This window comes from Mesorhizobium sp. B4-1-1 (assembly GCF_006439375.1).
Classification (GTDB): Bacteria; Pseudomonadota; Alphaproteobacteria; order Rhizobiales; family Rhizobiaceae; genus Mesorhizobium.
Genome location: NZ_VFTH01000017.1, coordinates 63,058 through 78,232 on the forward strand (window position 1 = coordinate 63,058; position 15,175 = coordinate 78,232).

General features: G+C 63.6%; 18 protein-coding genes. 15 read left to right on the forward strand and 3 right to left on the reverse strand.

Translation table 11 applies throughout. The features are described from left to right. Nucleotides 1-43 precede the first annotated feature (43 nt). Nucleotides 44-442, forward strand: a complete 399-nt coding sequence (locus FJW10_RS22190) for a GFA family protein (RefSeq protein ID WP_140704541.1) — start codon at nt 44-46, stop codon at nt 440-442. Between the two features lie 34 nt (nt 443-476). Here the strand turns inward: FJW10_RS22190 and FJW10_RS22195 are convergent, their stop codons facing one another. Then, nucleotides 477-941 (reverse strand): GNAT family N-acetyltransferase, encoded by a 465-nt coding sequence (locus FJW10_RS22195; protein ID WP_181175320.1) that lies wholly within the window; start codon nt 939-941, stop codon nt 477-479. A 157-nt stretch (nt 942-1,098) separates the two neighbouring features. Between FJW10_RS22195 and FJW10_RS22200 the strand changes: the two genes are divergently transcribed. Continuing rightward, nucleotides 1,099-1,869 carry a sulfite exporter TauE/SafE family protein gene (locus FJW10_RS22200; RefSeq protein ID WP_140901697.1) on the forward strand — a complete coding sequence of 257 codons (771 nt, stop codon included), beginning with the start codon at nt 1,099-1,101 and terminating at the stop codon, nt 1,867-1,869. Between the two features lie 31 nt (nt 1,870-1,900). Here FJW10_RS22200 and FJW10_RS22205 read toward each other — a convergent pair whose 3' ends face one another. Next, on the reverse strand, nt 1,901-2,452 hold the full coding sequence (locus tag FJW10_RS22205; RefSeq protein ID WP_140901638.1) for a DUF2269 family protein: 552 nt from the start codon (nt 2,450-2,452) through the stop codon (nt 1,901-1,903). Between the two features lie 560 nt (nt 2,453-3,012). Between FJW10_RS22205 and FJW10_RS22210 the strand changes: the two genes are divergently transcribed. From FJW10_RS22210 to FJW10_RS22235, 6 genes are all read left to right on the forward strand, one after another. Beyond that, complete coding sequence (locus FJW10_RS22210; protein WP_140832936.1) at nt 3,013-3,543, forward strand: DUF1465 family protein; 531 nt, start codon at nt 3,013-3,015, stop codon at nt 3,541-3,543. A 308-nt stretch (nt 3,544-3,851) separates the two neighbouring features. After that, on the forward strand, nt 3,852-4,916 hold the full coding sequence (locus FJW10_RS22215) for a glycosyltransferase family 2 protein (RefSeq protein ID WP_140901639.1): 1,065 nt from the start codon (nt 3,852-3,854) through the stop codon (nt 4,914-4,916). 197 nt (nt 4,917-5,113) lie between these two features. Further along, nucleotides 5,114-5,623, forward strand: a complete 510-nt coding sequence (ruvC, locus tag FJW10_RS22220; protein WP_140704551.1) for a crossover junction endodeoxyribonuclease RuvC — start codon at nt 5,114-5,116, stop codon at nt 5,621-5,623. Between the two features lie 10 nt (nt 5,624-5,633). Next, entirely contained in the window at nt 5,634-6,254 is a 621-nt protein-coding gene (ruvA, locus tag FJW10_RS22225; protein ID WP_140654908.1) for a Holliday junction branch migration protein RuvA, read from the forward strand. Nucleotides 6,255-6,297: 43 nt separating this feature from the next. Next, nucleotides 6,298-7,335 (forward strand): Holliday junction branch migration DNA helicase RuvB, encoded by a 1,038-nt coding sequence (gene ruvB, locus FJW10_RS22230; RefSeq protein WP_140901640.1) that lies wholly within the window; start codon nt 6,298-6,300, stop codon nt 7,333-7,335. A 133-nt stretch (nt 7,336-7,468) separates the two neighbouring features. Next, nucleotides 7,469-8,371: a metallophosphoesterase gene (locus tag FJW10_RS22235; RefSeq protein ID WP_140901641.1), complete on the forward strand. Its 903-nt coding sequence runs from the start codon at nt 7,469-7,471 to the stop codon at nt 8,369-8,371. Between the two features lie 17 nt (nt 8,372-8,388). On the opposite strand, the gene FJW10_RS22240 is transcribed toward FJW10_RS22235, so the two are convergent. Then, a complete protein-coding gene (locus FJW10_RS22240; RefSeq protein ID WP_140901642.1) occupies nt 8,389-9,639 on the reverse strand; it encodes a cellulase family glycosylhydrolase in 1,251 nt (416 codons plus the stop codon). A 132-nt stretch (nt 9,640-9,771) separates the two neighbouring features. Between FJW10_RS22240 and ybgC the strand changes: the two genes are divergently transcribed. From ybgC to pal, 7 genes are all read left to right on the forward strand, one after another. Beyond that, nucleotides 9,772-10,245, forward strand: a complete 474-nt coding sequence (gene ybgC, locus FJW10_RS22245; RefSeq protein ID WP_140901643.1) for a tol-pal system-associated acyl-CoA thioesterase — start codon at nt 9,772-9,774, stop codon at nt 10,243-10,245. A 308-nt stretch (nt 10,246-10,553) separates the two neighbouring features. Further along, nucleotides 10,554-11,264 carry a protein TolQ gene (gene tolQ, locus FJW10_RS22250; protein WP_140678888.1) on the forward strand — a complete coding sequence of 237 codons (711 nt, stop codon included), beginning with the start codon at nt 10,554-10,556 and terminating at the stop codon, nt 11,262-11,264. A 9-nt stretch (nt 11,265-11,273) separates the two neighbouring features. Further along, a complete protein-coding gene (gene tolR / locus FJW10_RS22255; protein WP_140645854.1) occupies nt 11,274-11,732 on the forward strand; it encodes a protein TolR in 459 nt (152 codons plus the stop codon). A gap of 7 nt (nt 11,733-11,739) precedes the next feature. Beyond that, the gene (locus tag FJW10_RS22260) at nt 11,740-12,894 is read left to right on the forward strand and encodes a TonB family protein (protein WP_140901644.1); all 1,155 of its coding nucleotides are present in this window, start codon (nt 11,740-11,742) and stop codon (nt 12,892-12,894) included. Between the two features lie 66 nt (nt 12,895-12,960). Beyond that, nucleotides 12,961-14,247 (forward strand): Tol-Pal system beta propeller repeat protein TolB, encoded by a 1,287-nt coding sequence (gene tolB / locus FJW10_RS22265; RefSeq protein ID WP_246674347.1) that lies wholly within the window; start codon nt 12,961-12,963, stop codon nt 14,245-14,247. Beyond that, on the forward strand, nt 14,210-14,431 hold the full coding sequence (locus FJW10_RS22270) for a four helix bundle protein (protein ID WP_140901646.1): 222 nt from the start codon (nt 14,210-14,212) through the stop codon (nt 14,429-14,431). Before tolB ends, FJW10_RS22270 begins: the two co-directional genes overlap by 38 nt. A 233-nt stretch (nt 14,432-14,664) precedes the next feature. Beyond that, on the forward strand, nt 14,665-15,171 hold the full coding sequence (gene pal, locus FJW10_RS22275; protein ID WP_126080754.1) for a peptidoglycan-associated lipoprotein Pal: 507 nt from the start codon (nt 14,665-14,667) through the stop codon (nt 15,169-15,171). Nucleotides 15,172-15,175 lie beyond the last annotated feature (4 nt).

Sequence of the window (15,175 nt, forward strand, 5' to 3'; positions counted from 1 at the left end):
CCCCCGGCACTAAGCTGTCCTTGCTGCCTCAAGGAGGTTTCGCATGCGCGGCCATTGCTTATGTGGCGCTGTTGCCTTTGAAGTCGATGGGTCGGCACAGGCCTGCGTGGTTTGTCATTGTGAAAGTTGTCGGCGGCAATGTTCTGCGCCGATGACCGCCTATATTGGCGTCCTGGACGGCCAATGGCGATGGCTGGGCAAGCCACCGAAGGTATTCAACTCTTCTCCCGGCGTGGAAAGAACATTTTGCGATCACTGTGGCTCGCCGCTTTCCTTCCGCTCAAAGAACATGTCTGGTGTCATGCATTTTTTTGCGGCTGCGATGGCGGAGCCGGAAAAATTTGTGCCTACGCTACATGTCGCTTTCGAGGAAAAGCTCCCCTGGTTGAAACTCGCCGACGGCCTGCCGTCGCGTTTTGGGCCTGACTATACGAAAGGCTAGAGGGGCAGGCGCTTCCGTGAAACGCTGAGCCGCTCTACAGCTCCAGCTTGTAGCCGATATGGCTGGCCTTGAAGCCAAGGCGCTCATAGAAGCGATGCGCGTCGAGCCGGCTCTTGTTGGTCGTCAGCTGGACGACGCGGCAGCCGCGCTCGCGGCATTTGTCGATCGCCCATTCGAAGAGGCGCTGTCCCAAGCCCTCGCCGCGCCGCTCCGCCGCGATGCGCACCGCCTCGATCAGGCCGCGCCGGGAACCGCGCAGCGACAGCCCGGCGATAAAGGTGATCTGCAGCGTGCCGATCACGTCGTCGCCGTCGGTCATCACCGCGAGGAACTGGTTCGGATCGCCGTCTATCGCGGCGAAGGCGTCCAGGTAGGCCCGCGACAGCGGCAGGCCGGCGTCTTCGCGGGCCTGGCCGAGCGCGTCGTCGGCAAGCATCGCGACGATCGCAGCAATGTCCGCTTCGCGTGCCTTGCGAATGCTGATGGCGTTCATTTCCATACCTCGAGACAGCGAGCCGGCCGAATGACGAACCTTGGCCGTGCGGCAGGTCGTCGATATCGGGCCGGCAATAGCGGATGCAGGCAATAATGACTATCCGGGCCGCGCTGTTCTGCGCTATGGCTGAACTCCCGCCTTCTCCAACCTTCCCTTGCCGATGTCAGGCCTGCTCAGCGACCCGTGGTTCTATGCCGCCGCCATTCCGGCGGTGATCCTTGTCGGCCTGTCGAAAGGCGGCTTCGGCGGCGCCGTTGGTTTCGTCGGCGTGCCGCTGATGGCGCTGACCATCCCGCCGGTCCAGGCGGCCGCCATCCTGCTGCCGATCCTGTGCTTGATGGATGTCGTTTCCGTGTGGACCTGGTGGGGCGTCTACGACCGCAAGATGCTGGTCGACATGATGCCTGGCGCCGTCATCGGCATCGGGCTCGGCTGGCTGACAGCGGCTTTGGTCACCGAGGAGATGGTGCGGCTGATCGTCGGCGCGGTCGCGCTGGTGTTCGTGCTGCGCTGGATCTACCTGCAGTTCCGCCATGGCGCCGACCATGCGGCGGAACCGAACCGCATTGCCGCCGCCTTCTGGGGCACGGTCGCCGGCTTCACCAGCTTCGTCGCCCATGTCGGCGGCCCGCCCTTCCAGGTCTATGCGCTGCCGATCCGGCTCGATCCGAAAGTGCTGTCGGGCACGGCGGCGATCTTTTTTGCCGCCACCAACGCGCTGAAGCTCATCCCCTATTTCGCGCTCGGCCAGTTCGACACCACCAACCTTACAGCGTCGGCGGTGCTGATGCCCCTGGCGCCGCTTTCCACCATCGCCGGGGCATGGCTGGTGCGCCGCATGCGGGCGGAGATCTTCTACCCGTTCACCTACGCGACCGTCGCGGTGGTCGCCGTCAAGTTGCTGTGGGATGGTATCGCCGGCTTGTGGTGAGGTGGCTATCAGGCCACCTCACCACAAGCATTCAGGCGGCGCTCGGCACCATCTGGCGGCTACCGCCGAAGGCGAGCGCGGCGCCCAGCGCAACCACCATGACCATGCCGGCAAGAATGCCGATGTCGTGCAGGGTGGGCTTCAGCACCATGTCGGCGATGATCACCAGCATCACCGCATAATCGAGGCGCGCCCAGTTCATCATGCGCTGGCCGATGGCAAGAACGGCCGGCGTCACGCCCTGTTCGGCGATCATGGCGCCCATGCGCTCGCCGGTCGGCTTGAAGACGAGCATGCCGATCGAGAAGGTCGTGGCATAGCCGACGAGGCCGATGACGATCCACAGGTCGGCAAAGCCGACCCAGAAGCCGCACATGATGAGGCCGAAGACCAGCGTCAGCATCGACATCGGCGCGAAGAACCTGCCGCCGAGCTGTCCGCTGGCGCGCATAGCCTGCAGCTTGTCCTCGATGTTGCCGGCACGCTCGGCCAGCACGCCGAGCAGGAACAGCACGAAGCCGCCGCCGACCCACAAAACGGCCGAAACGATGTGAAGGAATTTGACGATCGAATACCAATCCATGATCTGCTCCCGGATATCCCGCATGATTTTGAGCGGCGCGGATTTGTGCGCCGCTTCAGAGGAGCGGGCTTTTGCGTGGCGCGTGTTTCGGAACGATGCCGCGGCGGCAGCCTACATGTTTCGAAGGCCGCGATGACTGCATCCGAAATCCGGTTTCCGGGCGATCCCGGGCGGCGAGGCCGGCTGTCCTGTTCCGGCACGGGAAAGCGCGTTCGCTTAAAAAATCGTCGCCGCGTTAAGGGTTCATTAAGCTTTACGGGCGTTTACTATGCGCATCCAGTTTTGCTGGATTCTTACCGAGTGGTTGGAGCCACTTTGTTTGACGCCTCCCTGTTAAACTCCTGAGAGCCGCCTTATCCGCGGCTCTTTTTTTGTCCGCGGGCGGCAAGCCGGTGCCATCCGCTTGCGGATGGCTGGAACGAGGCCGGCGTTAACCGTTTGTTAAACATGCGCTTGCCTTCATGGGCATCGAAGCGCATTTTCAAGCCTCAGTCATTTAGGGTGTGGGCCACGTCGGCAAGGATTGCCGAATCGGCCGACGGCAGTGCAGGGGCGTATCGATGAACGAGCCTTCGAAGGGCAGCGCGAAAACCATCAAATTGGCGGAGCGCCGGGTTTTCTCCCAATCCTTCAAGCCGCTCTACCAGGAAGGCATGGGGCTGGTCGAGCAGGCCGCCGAATATCTCGATGGCAAGGGCAGGCTCGAAGCCAAGAAATTGTCGCGCACGGCGGCGACGCTCTATGCGGCCGAGTCGATGCGGCTGACCACAAGGCTCATGCAGGTCGCCTCCTGGTTGCTTTTGCAGCGGGCGGCGAATTCCGGCGAGATGACGCGCGACCAGGTGGCCTCGGAGAAATCCAAGGTGCGGCTCGACACCGCCTCCGCGCATGACGAGGCGCTTGGCTGGAACGAACTGCCCAAGGATTTTCTGGACCTCGTGACGCGCTCGTTGCGCCTGCAGGCGCTGGTGCGGCGCATGGACGAGGAAATCTATGGCGGCGTCATCAACGACACGCATGTCCCCAGCCGGCGGGCCAACCCGGTTTCCGACCAGATCAGTCTCTTGAATACGGCTTTCGCGCGCGGCTGAAACCGCGTTTGCAACAAACGCCGCGACAGCGGCCCGCGGGAAGCGGGAACCACGTCGTTCAATCGAGGCGCGATCTGGCGAGCCGCGATCGTGGCCGCAAGTCGAGCGCCTGCGACCCCGACTGCTCTTCGATACTGCGGCAACCGTCGTTGCATCGAAGGCCATGCCGGCCTTCGCGAGAAATATTGCCCTTGTCTTGAAGCGATGGGCCCCTAGTTGGAGCCGTTCGCCGCAGCCGGGTCGACCCGAGCCGGTTTTGCAAGAAAATCACCGTCACTGTGACCAAAGCAGATTGCGAGGCTTGATCCGTGCATTCGCCATTGGACCGCATCCCGGTATCGATCATCATCCCCAATTACAACTACGGACAGTTTCTTGGACGCGCCATCGACAGCGCGTTGGAGCAGGACCACCAAAATGTCGAGGTCGTGGTCGTCGACGACGCCTCGACGGACGCGTCGGTGGCCGTCATCGAATCCTACGGCGACAAGATCCGCTCGTGCCTCAGGCGCAGGAATGGCGGACATGCCGCTGCGTTCAATACGGGGTTCGAGGCGAGCACCGGGGAGATCGTTCTTTTCCTCGACGCCGACGATTATCTCTATCCGAACGCCGTCTCCGAGGTCCTGGACGAGTGGGACGCGGATGTCGCCCAGGCGCAATTCAGATTGCATCTCGTCGATGAGGACCAACATATCAAGGATGTCTTTCCGCCCCCGGAACAGCCGTTCGACTCGGGCGACGTCGTCCCGGAATTGTTGCGCAAGGGGCGCTACCGTACGACGGTGACGAGCGGGCTGGCGTTCGACCGTGAGGCGCTGGACCCGATAATGCCCATGCCCGAAAGCGATTTCCGGCAAGGCGCCGATGGCTATCTCGCAACGCTCGCGCCACTGCACGGGGACGTGAAATCCATCGACACCTGCCTTGGCGCCTACCGCATCCACGGTTCCAACCATTCGGTCTTTGCCGAAAAGCTTGCCGAGCGGGCGCGCTGGCGCGTGGCGCATGACTTCCGGCGCCTTGAAGCCTTGTCCGACCGAGCGGCCGAGATCGGTCTGACCGTACCGCCGGATGCCGGCCTTCGCGATCCGGTTCATCTGGAAGAGCGACTGGCCTCGCTTTGCGTCGACGAGCCCCGGCATCCGGTCACGACCGACTCCCGGCTGGGGCTGGCAAAAGCGGGCGCCGCCGCCAGTCTGGAAATGGACGCATCCTGGCGGCGGCGGGCCGCGCTGGCAGCCTGGTTCCTCTGCATCGGGCTCCTGCCGCGGCGCATGGGAAATGCAGTCCTGGCATGGAAGCTGGTCGCGTCGTCGAGGCCGGCATTTCTCACGCGGCTGTCGAAAACCATCCGTCGCGTGACGAACTAAAGGCTTTGTTTTCATGCATGTCGCTATCGCAAAACCACTGCGCACTTTGCGCGACACGCATTAGGTCCGGCATTTCGGGCCTGCCAGCCCGTGAACGGCAGCTTGATGGGATTTCGAATGCGTTCTTAGGATCGCGATTGTTTCTGGTTTGTTCACATTTTGCTGGCATCGCTTGCCGCCACGGCTAGACTTAGCGCATGGGGGAAGCGATTCGCATCATCGGCATCGATCCGGGGCTGAGGCGCACCGGTTGGGGTATTATCGACAGCGTGGGCAATTCGCTGCGCTTCGTCGCGTCCGGCACGGTGAGGTCCGACGAAAAGGAGTCGTTGGCGACAAGGCTCTGCCAGCTGCATGACGGTTTGGCCGAGGTCCTGCACCAAGCCATGCCGCATGAGGCAGCGGTCGAGCAGACTTTCGTCAACAAGGATGCCACGGCGACGCTGAAGCTCGGCCAGGCGCGCGGTATTGCCATGCTGGTGCCGGCGCGTGCCGGGCTGGTGGTCGCCGAATATGCCCCCAATGCCGTCAAGAAGGCGGTTATCGGCGTCGGCCACGGCGAGAAGAAGCAAATCCATATGATGGTCAAGGTGCTGATGCCGAAGGCGATCTTCGATACCGACGATGCTGCCGACGCTTTGGCCATCGCCATCTGCCATGCGCATCACCGCCAAAGCGTCGCCTACCGGATGGCAGCGCTGGCGTGAGGGGACAATCATGATCGGCAAGCTGAAAGGCACGCTGGACGAGATCGACGAGGACTCCTGCCTGGTCGACGTGCACGGCGTAGGCTATGTCGCGCATTGCTCGGCGCGCACGCTGGCGTCGCTGCCATCGCCCGGCGAGGCGGTGGTGCTGTTCATCGAGACCTATGTGCGCGAGGACATGATCCGGCTCTACGGCTTCCAGTCGGCGCTGGAGCGCGAGTGGTTCCGGCTTTTGATGAACAATGTGCAGGGCGTCGGCGCCAAGGTGGCGCTGGCGGTGCTGTCGACGCTGGCGCCGGCCGAACTCGCCAATGCGATCGCGCTGCGCGACATCGCCATGGTTTCCCGCGCCCCCGGCGTCGGCAAGAAAGTGGCGGAACGCATCGTCACCGAATTGCGCACCAAGGCGCCGGCCTATGCGGGCGCGGCTAGCGGCACGATCGGCCTCAAGCAGGAACTCGGCGAAGGTGTCGCGGCGGCACCGATCACCGACGCTGTCTCGGCGCTGGTCAATCTCGGCTATTCGCGCGATATCGCTGCGAACGCGGTCGCGGCAGCGCTGAAATCGGCCGGCGAGGGCGCGGATGCGTCCAAGCTGATCCGCTTCGGCCTTAAGGAACTGGCGCGGTGAGGCGGCGCTTGTTCCATTGTCGGTCCTATGCAAGGAAGGCGGCATGAGCCTTTCGCCCCGCCTCATTGCCCCCGACAAGCGCGGTGAGGATGCCGACCAGACCTTGCGGCCGCAGTCGCTCGAAGAGTTCGTCGGCCAGGCGGCGGTGCGCGCCAATCTCAAGGTCTTCATCGATGCCGCCAAGGGCCGCGGCGAGGCGCTCGACCATGTGCTGTTCGTCGGTCCGCCGGGGCTCGGCAAGACGACCCTGGCGCAGATCATGGCGCGCGAGCTCGGCGTCAATTTCCGCTCGACCTCCGGCCCGGTCATCGCCAAGGCCGGCGATCTGGCGGCGCTGCTCACCAATCTCGAGGAGCGCGACGTGCTCTTCATCGACGAGATCCACCGGCTCAATCCGGCGGTCGAGGAAATCCTCTATCCGGCCATGGAGGATTTCCAGCTCGACCTGATCATCGGCGAGGGGCCGGCGGCGCGCTCGGTCAAGATCGACCTTGCCCGTTTCACGCTGGTCGCGGCGACGACCCGGCTTGGGCTCCTGACCAATCCGCTGCGCGATCGTTTCGGCATTCCCGTCCGGCTCAATTTCTATACGGTCGAGGAGCTGGAGCAGATCGTGCGGCGCGGCGCCCGCATCCTGTCGATGCCGCTTGGCGACGATGGCGCGCTGGAGATCGCGCGTCGCGCGCGCGGCACGCCGCGCATCGCCGGCCGGCTGCTGCGCCGGGTGCGCGATTTCGCCAGCGTCGCCGGGGACGGCCATGTCGACAGGAAGATCGCCGACGAGGCGCTGACAAGGCTGGAGGTCGACGCGCTCGGCCTCGACGCGCTCGACCGCCGCTATCTGTCGATGATCGCGCGCAATTTCGGCGGCGGACCGGTCGGTATCGAGACGATCGCCGCCGGGCTCTCCGAGCCGCGAGACGCCATCGAGGACATCATCGAGCCCTATCTGATCCAGCAGGGCTTCATCCAGCGCACGCCGCGCGGCCGCGTTCTGACCGCCAACGCCTGGCGCCATCTCGGGCTCGACCCGCCGAAGGATATCGCCCAGCAGCAGATCAGCCTGTTCCAGGAAGAGTAACGCATATTTGTTCGCCGTTTGGCCGCGTAACGGCCCGTCTGTGCAGAATCTGCTCGCCTCCGCCTAGCTGAGGGCGCAATTGCCGCCTTTAAGGCAGCTTCCCGATAGAATCCCAAGGGGCTTGGGCCGATCCATGATCACCAGACGTGGTTTCCTGCGCCTTGTCGGCGGCTCGGCCTTCAGCCTGGTGTCGCTTGGCGCTTATGCCGTCGGTATCGAGCCGATGCTGCTCACCCATGTGAAGCGCTACGCGCTGACGCCGCCGCACTGGCCGGCCGGACTCAAGTTGCGTGTCGTGGCGCTGGCCGACATCCACGCCTGCCGGCCCTGGATGACGCCGGAACGGATCGCAGCACTTGCCGAGGAAGCCAATGCGCTGCAGCCGGACGTCATCGTCATGCTTGGCGACTATCCCGCCGGGACCCGGCTGGTGACCGGCTGGGTAAACGCGTCGGAATGGGCGCCCGCGCTGGCAGGGCTCAAGGCGCCGCTCGGCGTGTGGTCTATCCTCGGCAATCACGACTGGTGGGAGGATCGCTCGGCGCAAGCGGCCGGGGCGGGGCCGACCATTTCCCGCAAGGCGCTGGAGGCCGTCGGCATTCCGGTGTTGGAGAACGACGTCGTACGCCTGGAAAAGGACGGACAGGGCTTCTGGATAGCCGGCCTGGCCGACCAGATCGCCCTGTTGCCGGACAAGGCCAGGGGCCGCAGCGGGCTCACCGGTCTCGACGACCTTCCCGGCACGCTGGCCAAGGTTGGCGACGCTGCTCCGGTCATCCTGCTCGCGCATGAGCCGGATATTTTTCCGAAAGTGCCCTGGCGGGTTTCGCTCACCTTGTCCGGTCACACGCATGGCGGACAGGTGCGGCTGTTCGGCTATTCGCCGGTGGTGCCTTCCGCCTATGGCAACCGCTACGCTTATGGCCACGTGGTCGAGAACGACCGCAACCTGATTGTCTCCGGTGGACTGGGCTTCAGCATCGCGCCGATACGTTTCGGGGTGCGGCCGGAGATTCTGCAGATCGATCTGGGATAGTCCGCTTTCCGCGCGTTTTACCGAAGCGACCTGATCACGTCCATCACGTCGGGTTCCGCCTTTTCGCCGTCGAAGGCATCGACGATGCCGAAGGCGCCGCCATAGCTCCACACCGACCATGAAAAGCCATGCGCCTCGGCGCGGGCGATCATGTCGCGCACATAGGCCGCGCGGTAGGCGGCCGGCATGACGAAGCCGTTACCGTATTCCTGGCGGATCATGCCGAATTCGCCGAGCGTGATATCCTGCGGCTTGACGCCGTTTGCCTTCGCCCAGGCGTCGACCGTCGCGAACGGCGCATCCATCAGGCCAAGCAGCTTTTCAGGACTGTCCATCGTCGCCGCCTGTTCGTCGAGATAGGCGAGCAGGCCGTTCCGTCGCGGCCAGGGCGCCTCGGCCTTGATCCGGTCGCGGATCGTGTCCAGCGTCATGTCCAACTGCGCCTTCGGAACGGCTGTCAGCGGGTAGGGCAGGCCGGTGACATAGGGGATGAAGTCGCCGGCCCAGCTTGCGCCCTGATGCGTCAGAAGAAACGGATCGTAGGAGTGGAAGGTCCAGATGACGTTGTCATCGGCGATCGTCCCGGGATCGATTTTGGCCAGCGACTCCGCGTTCGAATAGCAGCCGCCGCTCAGCACCAGCGTGAGCCTGGTGGCGGAGGCGCGCGCGGCGGCGAACAAGCGCTTCTGCAGGTCGGGCCAAGGATTGGTGCCGCTCGCGTCGCAATCGACCAGCGGCTCGTTCATCAACTCCAGCGCGACAAGCTTCGGATCCTCCTTGGAGAGCGTCCGCGCCATCTTGCGCACCAGCTCGGTATAGGCATCGAAGACGGCCGGATCGTGCATCACCTCGCTCATGCCGATCTTGCGATTGCCGCCGGCGGGGATCAGATGCAGGTCGACGATCACCTTGAGCCCGGCGCGGTTGACCATGCGCGCCGAGTCCAGCACGCTGCCATAGAGGTCGTCGCGAAGGGCCGCGGTCTGGTCCGAGAGAAAGGGCGCGGGATCGACCGGCATGCGCAGGAAGTCGAAGCCTGCATCCTTGAGTGCCTTGAGGTCGTCCTCGTTGAGGAATTTGCGCCACTCCGGATAGGGCAGGATGGCCTGGCGGTCGCCCCATTTGTCCTCGGCCGGCCAGGTCACCCACTGGTCGAGATTGAGGCCGCGTTTCATCGAGAACGTCGCCGCTCCGGCGGGCAACGCCAAAGCGGCAAACGCAAGCAGCGCCACCATCAAGGTCTTGATCATCGTGCCCAACAATGCCATCCCGTTCCCGCGCGAAAACAGTACGTGTCGCCCAAAAATGTGCAGCGGTTTTTGGGAGAACGGCACGCACGGAAAAAATACCTAAAGCCCGAGGGCTTTAGGTGCCTGTTCGGGCCTGAAAAGGAAAGCGCGATGGACGATCATGGTGAATCGGCGGCGCTGAGCGCCGGGCTTTCCGGCGCGCTGACCGAATTCGGCCATCGGCTGATGGCCCGGGTCTACTATGCCGACACCGATTTCTCCGGCGTCGTCTATCATGCGCGCTATCTCGAATTCCTCGAACGCGGCCGCTCCGACTATCTGCGGCTGACCGGCGTCCATCACACCGAACTCCTGGACGGCAAGCATGGCGAGCGGATCGCCTGGGTGGTGCGGCGCATGGAGATCGACTTCCGCTCGCCGGCGCGCATGGACGATATCCTGACCATCGACACACGCACCGACGACATTTCCGGCGCCCGCATCTTCATGGGCCAGCAATTGAAGCGCGGCGGCGATGTGCTGGTCGAGGCCAAGGTCGAAGCGGCGATCGTCGGCGAAAGCGGCCGGCCAAAGCGTTTCCCGAAGGAATGGATCGCGGCTTTCATGCCGAAGGCAAAAGCCTGAAGCTTCCACACATGGTCCCATCCGGAAGGCCTTGACCAGACGACCCCGGTCTCCGGCCGGACCAGCCACGCGCGGCAATGCGCCGCGGCTTACGTCCTAACCCATCCTTAACCATAACGGTTCATGAAGGAATTGGCGAAGATTGGCGCAATCCGTGCGCCTTCCTTTCACCAATATTTGCCTCGAAAAGGCCGCGAAACGGTGCACTCGGGGCTTATCCCGCAAGCTTCACGCTTCGCGCGATCGGACCAAAGGGATGCCATGGGCCAGCCGCCAGCGATGCCCGGATAATCTTAAGGACTTAAGTCATGGAAAACATCGCACTCGCCGATCCGGCAGCGCATCTATCGATCTGGGCGCTGTTCATGCAGGCCGGCTGGGTGGTCAAGCTGGTCATGATCGGCCTGCTCTGCGCCTCGATCTGGACCTGGGCCATCATCATCGACAAGCTCGTCGCCTATAGCCGGATGAAGTTGGCACTGAACCGCTTCGAGCAGATCTTCTGGTCCGGGCAATCGCTTGAAGAACTCTATCGGACGCTGGCCGACCGCAAGACCACCGGCATGGGCGCGATCTTCGTCGCCGCCATGCGCGAATGGAAGAAGAGTTTCGAAAAGGGCGCGAAATCGGCGCTGGCGCTGCAGACCCGCATCGACAAGGCGATGGACCTGGCGCTGACGCGCGAAATGGAGAAGCTGGAGGGCCGCCTCGGCTTCCTCGCCACCACCGGCTCGGCCGCACCCTTCATCGGGCTGTTCGGCACCGTCATCGGCATCATGACGTCGTTCCAGGCGATCGCCGCCTCGAAGAACACCAGCCTCTCGGTGGTGGCGCCGGGTATCGCCGAGGCTCTGCTGGCGACCGCGATCGGCCTGCTCGCGGCCATTCCCGCGGTCATCGCCTACAACAAGCTGTCATCGGACGCGAACAAACTCGGCGTGCGCATGGAAGGGTTCGCGGACGAGTTCTCCGCCATACTCTCGCGCCAAATCGATGAAAAAGTAGCGCAGAAGACCTGAGGAACGATCATGGGGATGTCTGCAGGCGCAGGTGGCATGGGGCGAGGCGGACGCGGCCATAGGCGGCGTGGCCGTCACCATGCCCTGATATCCGAAATCAACGTCACGCCGATGGTCGACGTGATGCTGGTGCTGTTGATCATCTTCATGGTCGCGGCGCCGCTGCTCACCGTCGGGGTTCCGATCGACCTGCCGGACACGCAGGCCAAGGCGATGAATGTCGACACGCAGCCGATCACCGTTTCGATCGACGCCGCGGGCAAGATTTTCCTGCAGGAGACCGAGATTCCGATCGAGGAACTGGTAGCCAAGCTGCAGGCGATTTCCAAGACCGGCTATGACGAGCGCATCTTCATCCGCGGCGACAAGTCGACCGACTATGGCACGGCGATGAAGGTCATGGCCCGCATTTCGGCGGCCGGCTACAAGAATATCGGCCTGGTCTCGCTGCAGGAACAGGATCAGTAGACGCCAAATGCGGACCGGCCTCACCTCTTCGGTGATATTGCATGCGGTGGCGCTGGCCTTCGGGCTGTTCACGCTGTCGTCGCCGCCGGCCATGCCTGCCAGCGACGTGGAGTCGGTGGCGGTCGACATCGTGCCGATGGAAGCCGTGGCACAGACGCTGCAGGGCGACAAGAAGGCGGTCATGCATGACAAGCCGGCGCCGCTGCCGACCAAGCGTCCCGATGTCGTGCCCGACGCCCAGAAGGTCGGCGAGAACACCGTCGATACCGACAAGCCGGTGACGGACCAAGCCAAGCCCAAGCCGGTCGAGAAGACAGCGGCGCCGCCGCCCGCGCCGACGCCGACCGAGAAGCCCGCGGTCGAGGACGTGCCGAAGCCGCAGGAGAAGCCGAAGCCGACCCCGGCGACCGAGGTAGCCCCGACGCCGGCGCCGAAGGAAGAAGTCAAGCCCGAGCCGGTCAAGCAGACGGAGCCGAAGCCGACGCCGGCCAAGGAACCGACGCCCGCGCCGCAGCCGGACAAGACCGCGGCCATCCAAAAGGAAGAGGTCAAGCCCGACGCCGTCGCAGAGGCGATCTCGCAGGATCAGCCGACGGAAGAGGCAAAGCTTCCGGATTCGGCGCCGGCGCCGGAAGCGCGGCCGAAGCCGCAGCCGGCCCAGGCCGAGAGCGCCAAGGCGCCGGATCGCAAGGATGCGGAAAAGCCGGTCAAGGAAGCGTCTTCCAGGAAGAAATCAGACGAGAAGCAGTTCAACGCCGACGAGATTACGGCCCTGCTCGATAAGCAGAAGCCGTCCGGCGGCGGCGCCAAGCGCTCGACCCAGCAGGCCTCGCTCGGCGGCGAAAAGGACCAGGGCCAGAAGCTCTCCAAGTCGGAGCAGGGGGCATTGGAGGATCAACTCGGTGGTTGCTGGACCCTTCCGGTGGGCCTCGAAGGTTCCGAGAACTTCACCGTGGTGATCCGTTTCAGCCTGAATGCCTCCGGCAAGCTGGAGGGCCGCCCGACCGTTGAGAAATCCAGCGGCAACCCTCAGTTCGACGCCAGCGCGGTTCGCGCCGTGCAGAAATGCGATGTCGCCGGACTGCAGGTTCCCGCCGGGAAGCAAGACATATGGTCCGACGTTCGCGTCAACTTCGACCCGAGAGCGATGCTCGGTCTTTAGCCTGAGCGTCCGAGAAATCAGCAAGAGAAGCGAGAAGACATGCAATCCATCCTCAAGTCGCTCCTGATGGTCGCCGCGATGGCGATGGGCATAAATGCTGCCGTCACCTTGCCTGCCCGAGCAACCCTCGAGCTCAACGTCAACAAAGGCAATGTCGAGCCGATGCCGATCGCCATCCCTGACTTTCAGGGAGGGCTTGGACCGCAGATATCGGAGATCGTCGCAGCCGACCTGAAGCGGTCAGGACTGTTCGCGCCGATCGACAAGGCCGCCTTTGTCGAAAAGATCACGAATCCGGATGCCCAGCCCCGTTTCGAGGACTGGAAGGTCATCAATGCGCAGGCGCTGGTGACTGGCAGCGTGAGCAAGGAGGCGGATGGCCGCATTCGCGCCCAGTACCGGCTGTGGGATATTTTCGGCAACCAGCAGTTGGCCGGCGAGCAGTTTTTCGCCAACGACGCCAACCAACGCCGTGTCGCGCACATCATCGCCGATGCGATCTATGAGAAGATCACCGGCGAAAAAGGGTATTTCGATACCCGCGTCGTCTTCGTCGATGAATCCGGCGCCAAGAACGCCCGCAAGAAGCGGCTTGCCATCATGGACCAGGACGGCGCCAATGTGCGGTACCTGTCGGACGGCCGCGCGATCGTTCTGACGCCGCGCTTCTCGCCGAACCGGCAGGAAATCACCTACATGTCCTATGAAAGCGGGCAGCCGAAGGTCTATCTGCTGCAGATCGAAACCGGACAGCGCGAGCTGGTGGGCAACTTCCCCGGCATGACGTTCGCGCCGCGCTTTTCGCCTGACGGCCAGAAGGTGATCATGAGCCTGCTGCGCGATGACGGCAATTCCAACATCTTCGCCATGGATCTGAGGAGCCGTTCGACGACGCGGCTCACCGATTCGACCGCGATCGACACTTCTCCTTCCTATTCGCCGGACGGCTCGCAGATCGTCTTCACCTCCGACCGCGGCGGCGGCAGCGGCCGTTCGCAGATTTACGTCATGGGCGCGGACGGCTCCAATCCGCACCGCATCTCCTTCGGCGACGGCGTCTATTCGACGCCCGTCTGGTCGCCGCGCGGCGACCTCATCGCCTTCACCAAGCAGAGCGGCGGCGAATTCCAGATCGGCGTCATGAAGACCGACGGCTCGGGCGAGCGCATCCTGTCCTCCGGCTTCCAGCAGGAGGGTCCGACCTGGGCGCCGAATGGTCGCGTGCTGATGTTCTTCCGCGACACCGCCGGCGGTCCCAAGCTGGTCTCGGTCGATCTCACCGGCCGCAACGAACAGCAGATTCCGACAGCGAACTATGCTTCGGACCCGGCGTGGTCACCGTTGCTGGAGTGAGGGGCGGGGAACTGGAGAACTGAAGAAGCAGGAACGCTACGTTGGACGCGCCAGCGAAGTCGAGACATGGATCTCCTACGCCTTCGACCTCGGGCACATTTCGAAGGCCCAGTTTGACGAGTGGCTGCGATCCTACAACCAGATCTACGGAATGCTGGTGAATCTCAGAGGGTCGCTGAAGTGACCTGTTTCTCCAGTTCTTCAATTCTCCAGTTTCCCAATTCCCTCTTTTTTCATGTTTTGGCCGCATTTCCGCCTAGGGTCCGCGCGCAATGTCGCCCCTTGGAAAGCGTGGGGCCAAGCAGTCGCGGACGGCGGCTCGAAACCAAACATTAACCGTGTTTCTTGAATGCCGGTTAACCCAAACGTGGTTACTGGGTGATCAACGAAATCACTCGAATGCGAAGGAGAGGCGGCATGGGCCGTATCGCAGCACTTACCCGAAACCCGGCCATGATCGCGCTGGTGGCGGCTCTCGCCATTACCGGTTGCGCCTCGAAGAAGACCCCGAACAGCGCAGCCGATCTCGGCCTCAACGGTGCCGGCGCCGCTACGCCGGGTTCGGCGCAGGACTTCACCGTCAACATCGGCGACCGCATCTTCTTCGATACCGATTCCTCGTCGATCCGCGCCGATGCGCAGACCACGCTGGCCCGCCAGGCGCAGTGGCTCAACCAGTACCGCCAGTACGCGATCGTCATCGAAGGCCATGCCGACGAGCGCGGCACGCGTGAGTACAATCTGGCGCTGGGCGCCCGCCGCGCCGCCGCCACGCGCGACTTCCTCGTCTCCAAGGGCGTCTCCGCCGGCCGCTTGAAGACGATCTCCTACGGCAAGGAGCGTCCGGTCGCGGTCTGCGACGACATCTCCTGCTGGTCGCAGAACCGCCGCGCCGTCACCACGCTTTCCGGCGCCGGCTCCTGATCGA

What these genes read in the sequence shown, in the direction of transcription:
- FJW10_RS22240 (WP_140901642.1), bottom strand. Translation starts at nt 9,639, where the DNA reads ATGGCATTGTTGGGCACGATGATCAAGACCTTGATGGTGGCGCTGCTT.
- tolR (WP_140645854.1), top strand. Translation starts at nt 11,274, where the DNA reads ATGGGGATGTCTGCAGGCGCAGGTGGCATGGGGCGAGGCGGACGCGGC.
- FJW10_RS22205 (WP_140901638.1), bottom strand. Translation starts at nt 2,452, where the DNA reads ATGGATTGGTATTCGATCGTCAAATTCCTTCACATCGTTTCGGCCGTT.
- FJW10_RS22270 (WP_140901646.1), top strand. Translation starts at nt 14,210, where the DNA reads ATGCTTCGGACCCGGCGTGGTCACCGTTGCTGGAGTGAGGGGCGGGGA.
- pal (WP_126080754.1), top strand. Translation starts at nt 14,665, where the DNA reads ATGGGCCGTATCGCAGCACTTACCCGAAACCCGGCCATGATCGCGCTG.
- FJW10_RS22200 (WP_140901697.1), top strand. Translation starts at nt 1,099, where the DNA reads ATGTCAGGCCTGCTCAGCGACCCGTGGTTCTATGCCGCCGCCATTCCG.
- FJW10_RS22195 (WP_181175320.1), bottom strand. Translation starts at nt 941, where the DNA reads ATGGAAATGAACGCCATCAGCATTCGCAAGGCACGCGAAGCGGACATT.
- FJW10_RS22190 (WP_140704541.1), top strand. Translation starts at nt 44, where the DNA reads ATGCGCGGCCATTGCTTATGTGGCGCTGTTGCCTTTGAAGTCGATGGG.
- ybgC (WP_140901643.1), top strand. Translation starts at nt 9,772, where the DNA reads ATGGACGATCATGGTGAATCGGCGGCGCTGAGCGCCGGGCTTTCCGGC.
- tolQ (WP_140678888.1), top strand. Translation starts at nt 10,554, where the DNA reads ATGGAAAACATCGCACTCGCCGATCCGGCAGCGCATCTATCGATCTGG.
- FJW10_RS22235 (WP_140901641.1), top strand. Translation starts at nt 7,469, where the DNA reads ATGATCACCAGACGTGGTTTCCTGCGCCTTGTCGGCGGCTCGGCCTTC.
- ruvC (WP_140704551.1), top strand. Translation starts at nt 5,114, where the DNA reads ATGGGGGAAGCGATTCGCATCATCGGCATCGATCCGGGGCTGAGGCGC.
- tolB (WP_246674347.1), top strand. Translation starts at nt 12,961, where the DNA reads ATGGTCGCCGCGATGGCGATGGGCATAAATGCTGCCGTCACCTTGCCT.
- ruvA (WP_140654908.1), top strand. Translation starts at nt 5,634, where the DNA reads ATGATCGGCAAGCTGAAAGGCACGCTGGACGAGATCGACGAGGACTCC.
- ruvB (WP_140901640.1), top strand. Translation starts at nt 6,298, where the DNA reads ATGAGCCTTTCGCCCCGCCTCATTGCCCCCGACAAGCGCGGTGAGGAT.
- FJW10_RS22260 (WP_140901644.1), top strand. Translation starts at nt 11,740, where the DNA reads ATGCGGACCGGCCTCACCTCTTCGGTGATATTGCATGCGGTGGCGCTG.
- FJW10_RS22210 (WP_140832936.1), top strand. Translation starts at nt 3,013, where the DNA reads ATGAACGAGCCTTCGAAGGGCAGCGCGAAAACCATCAAATTGGCGGAG.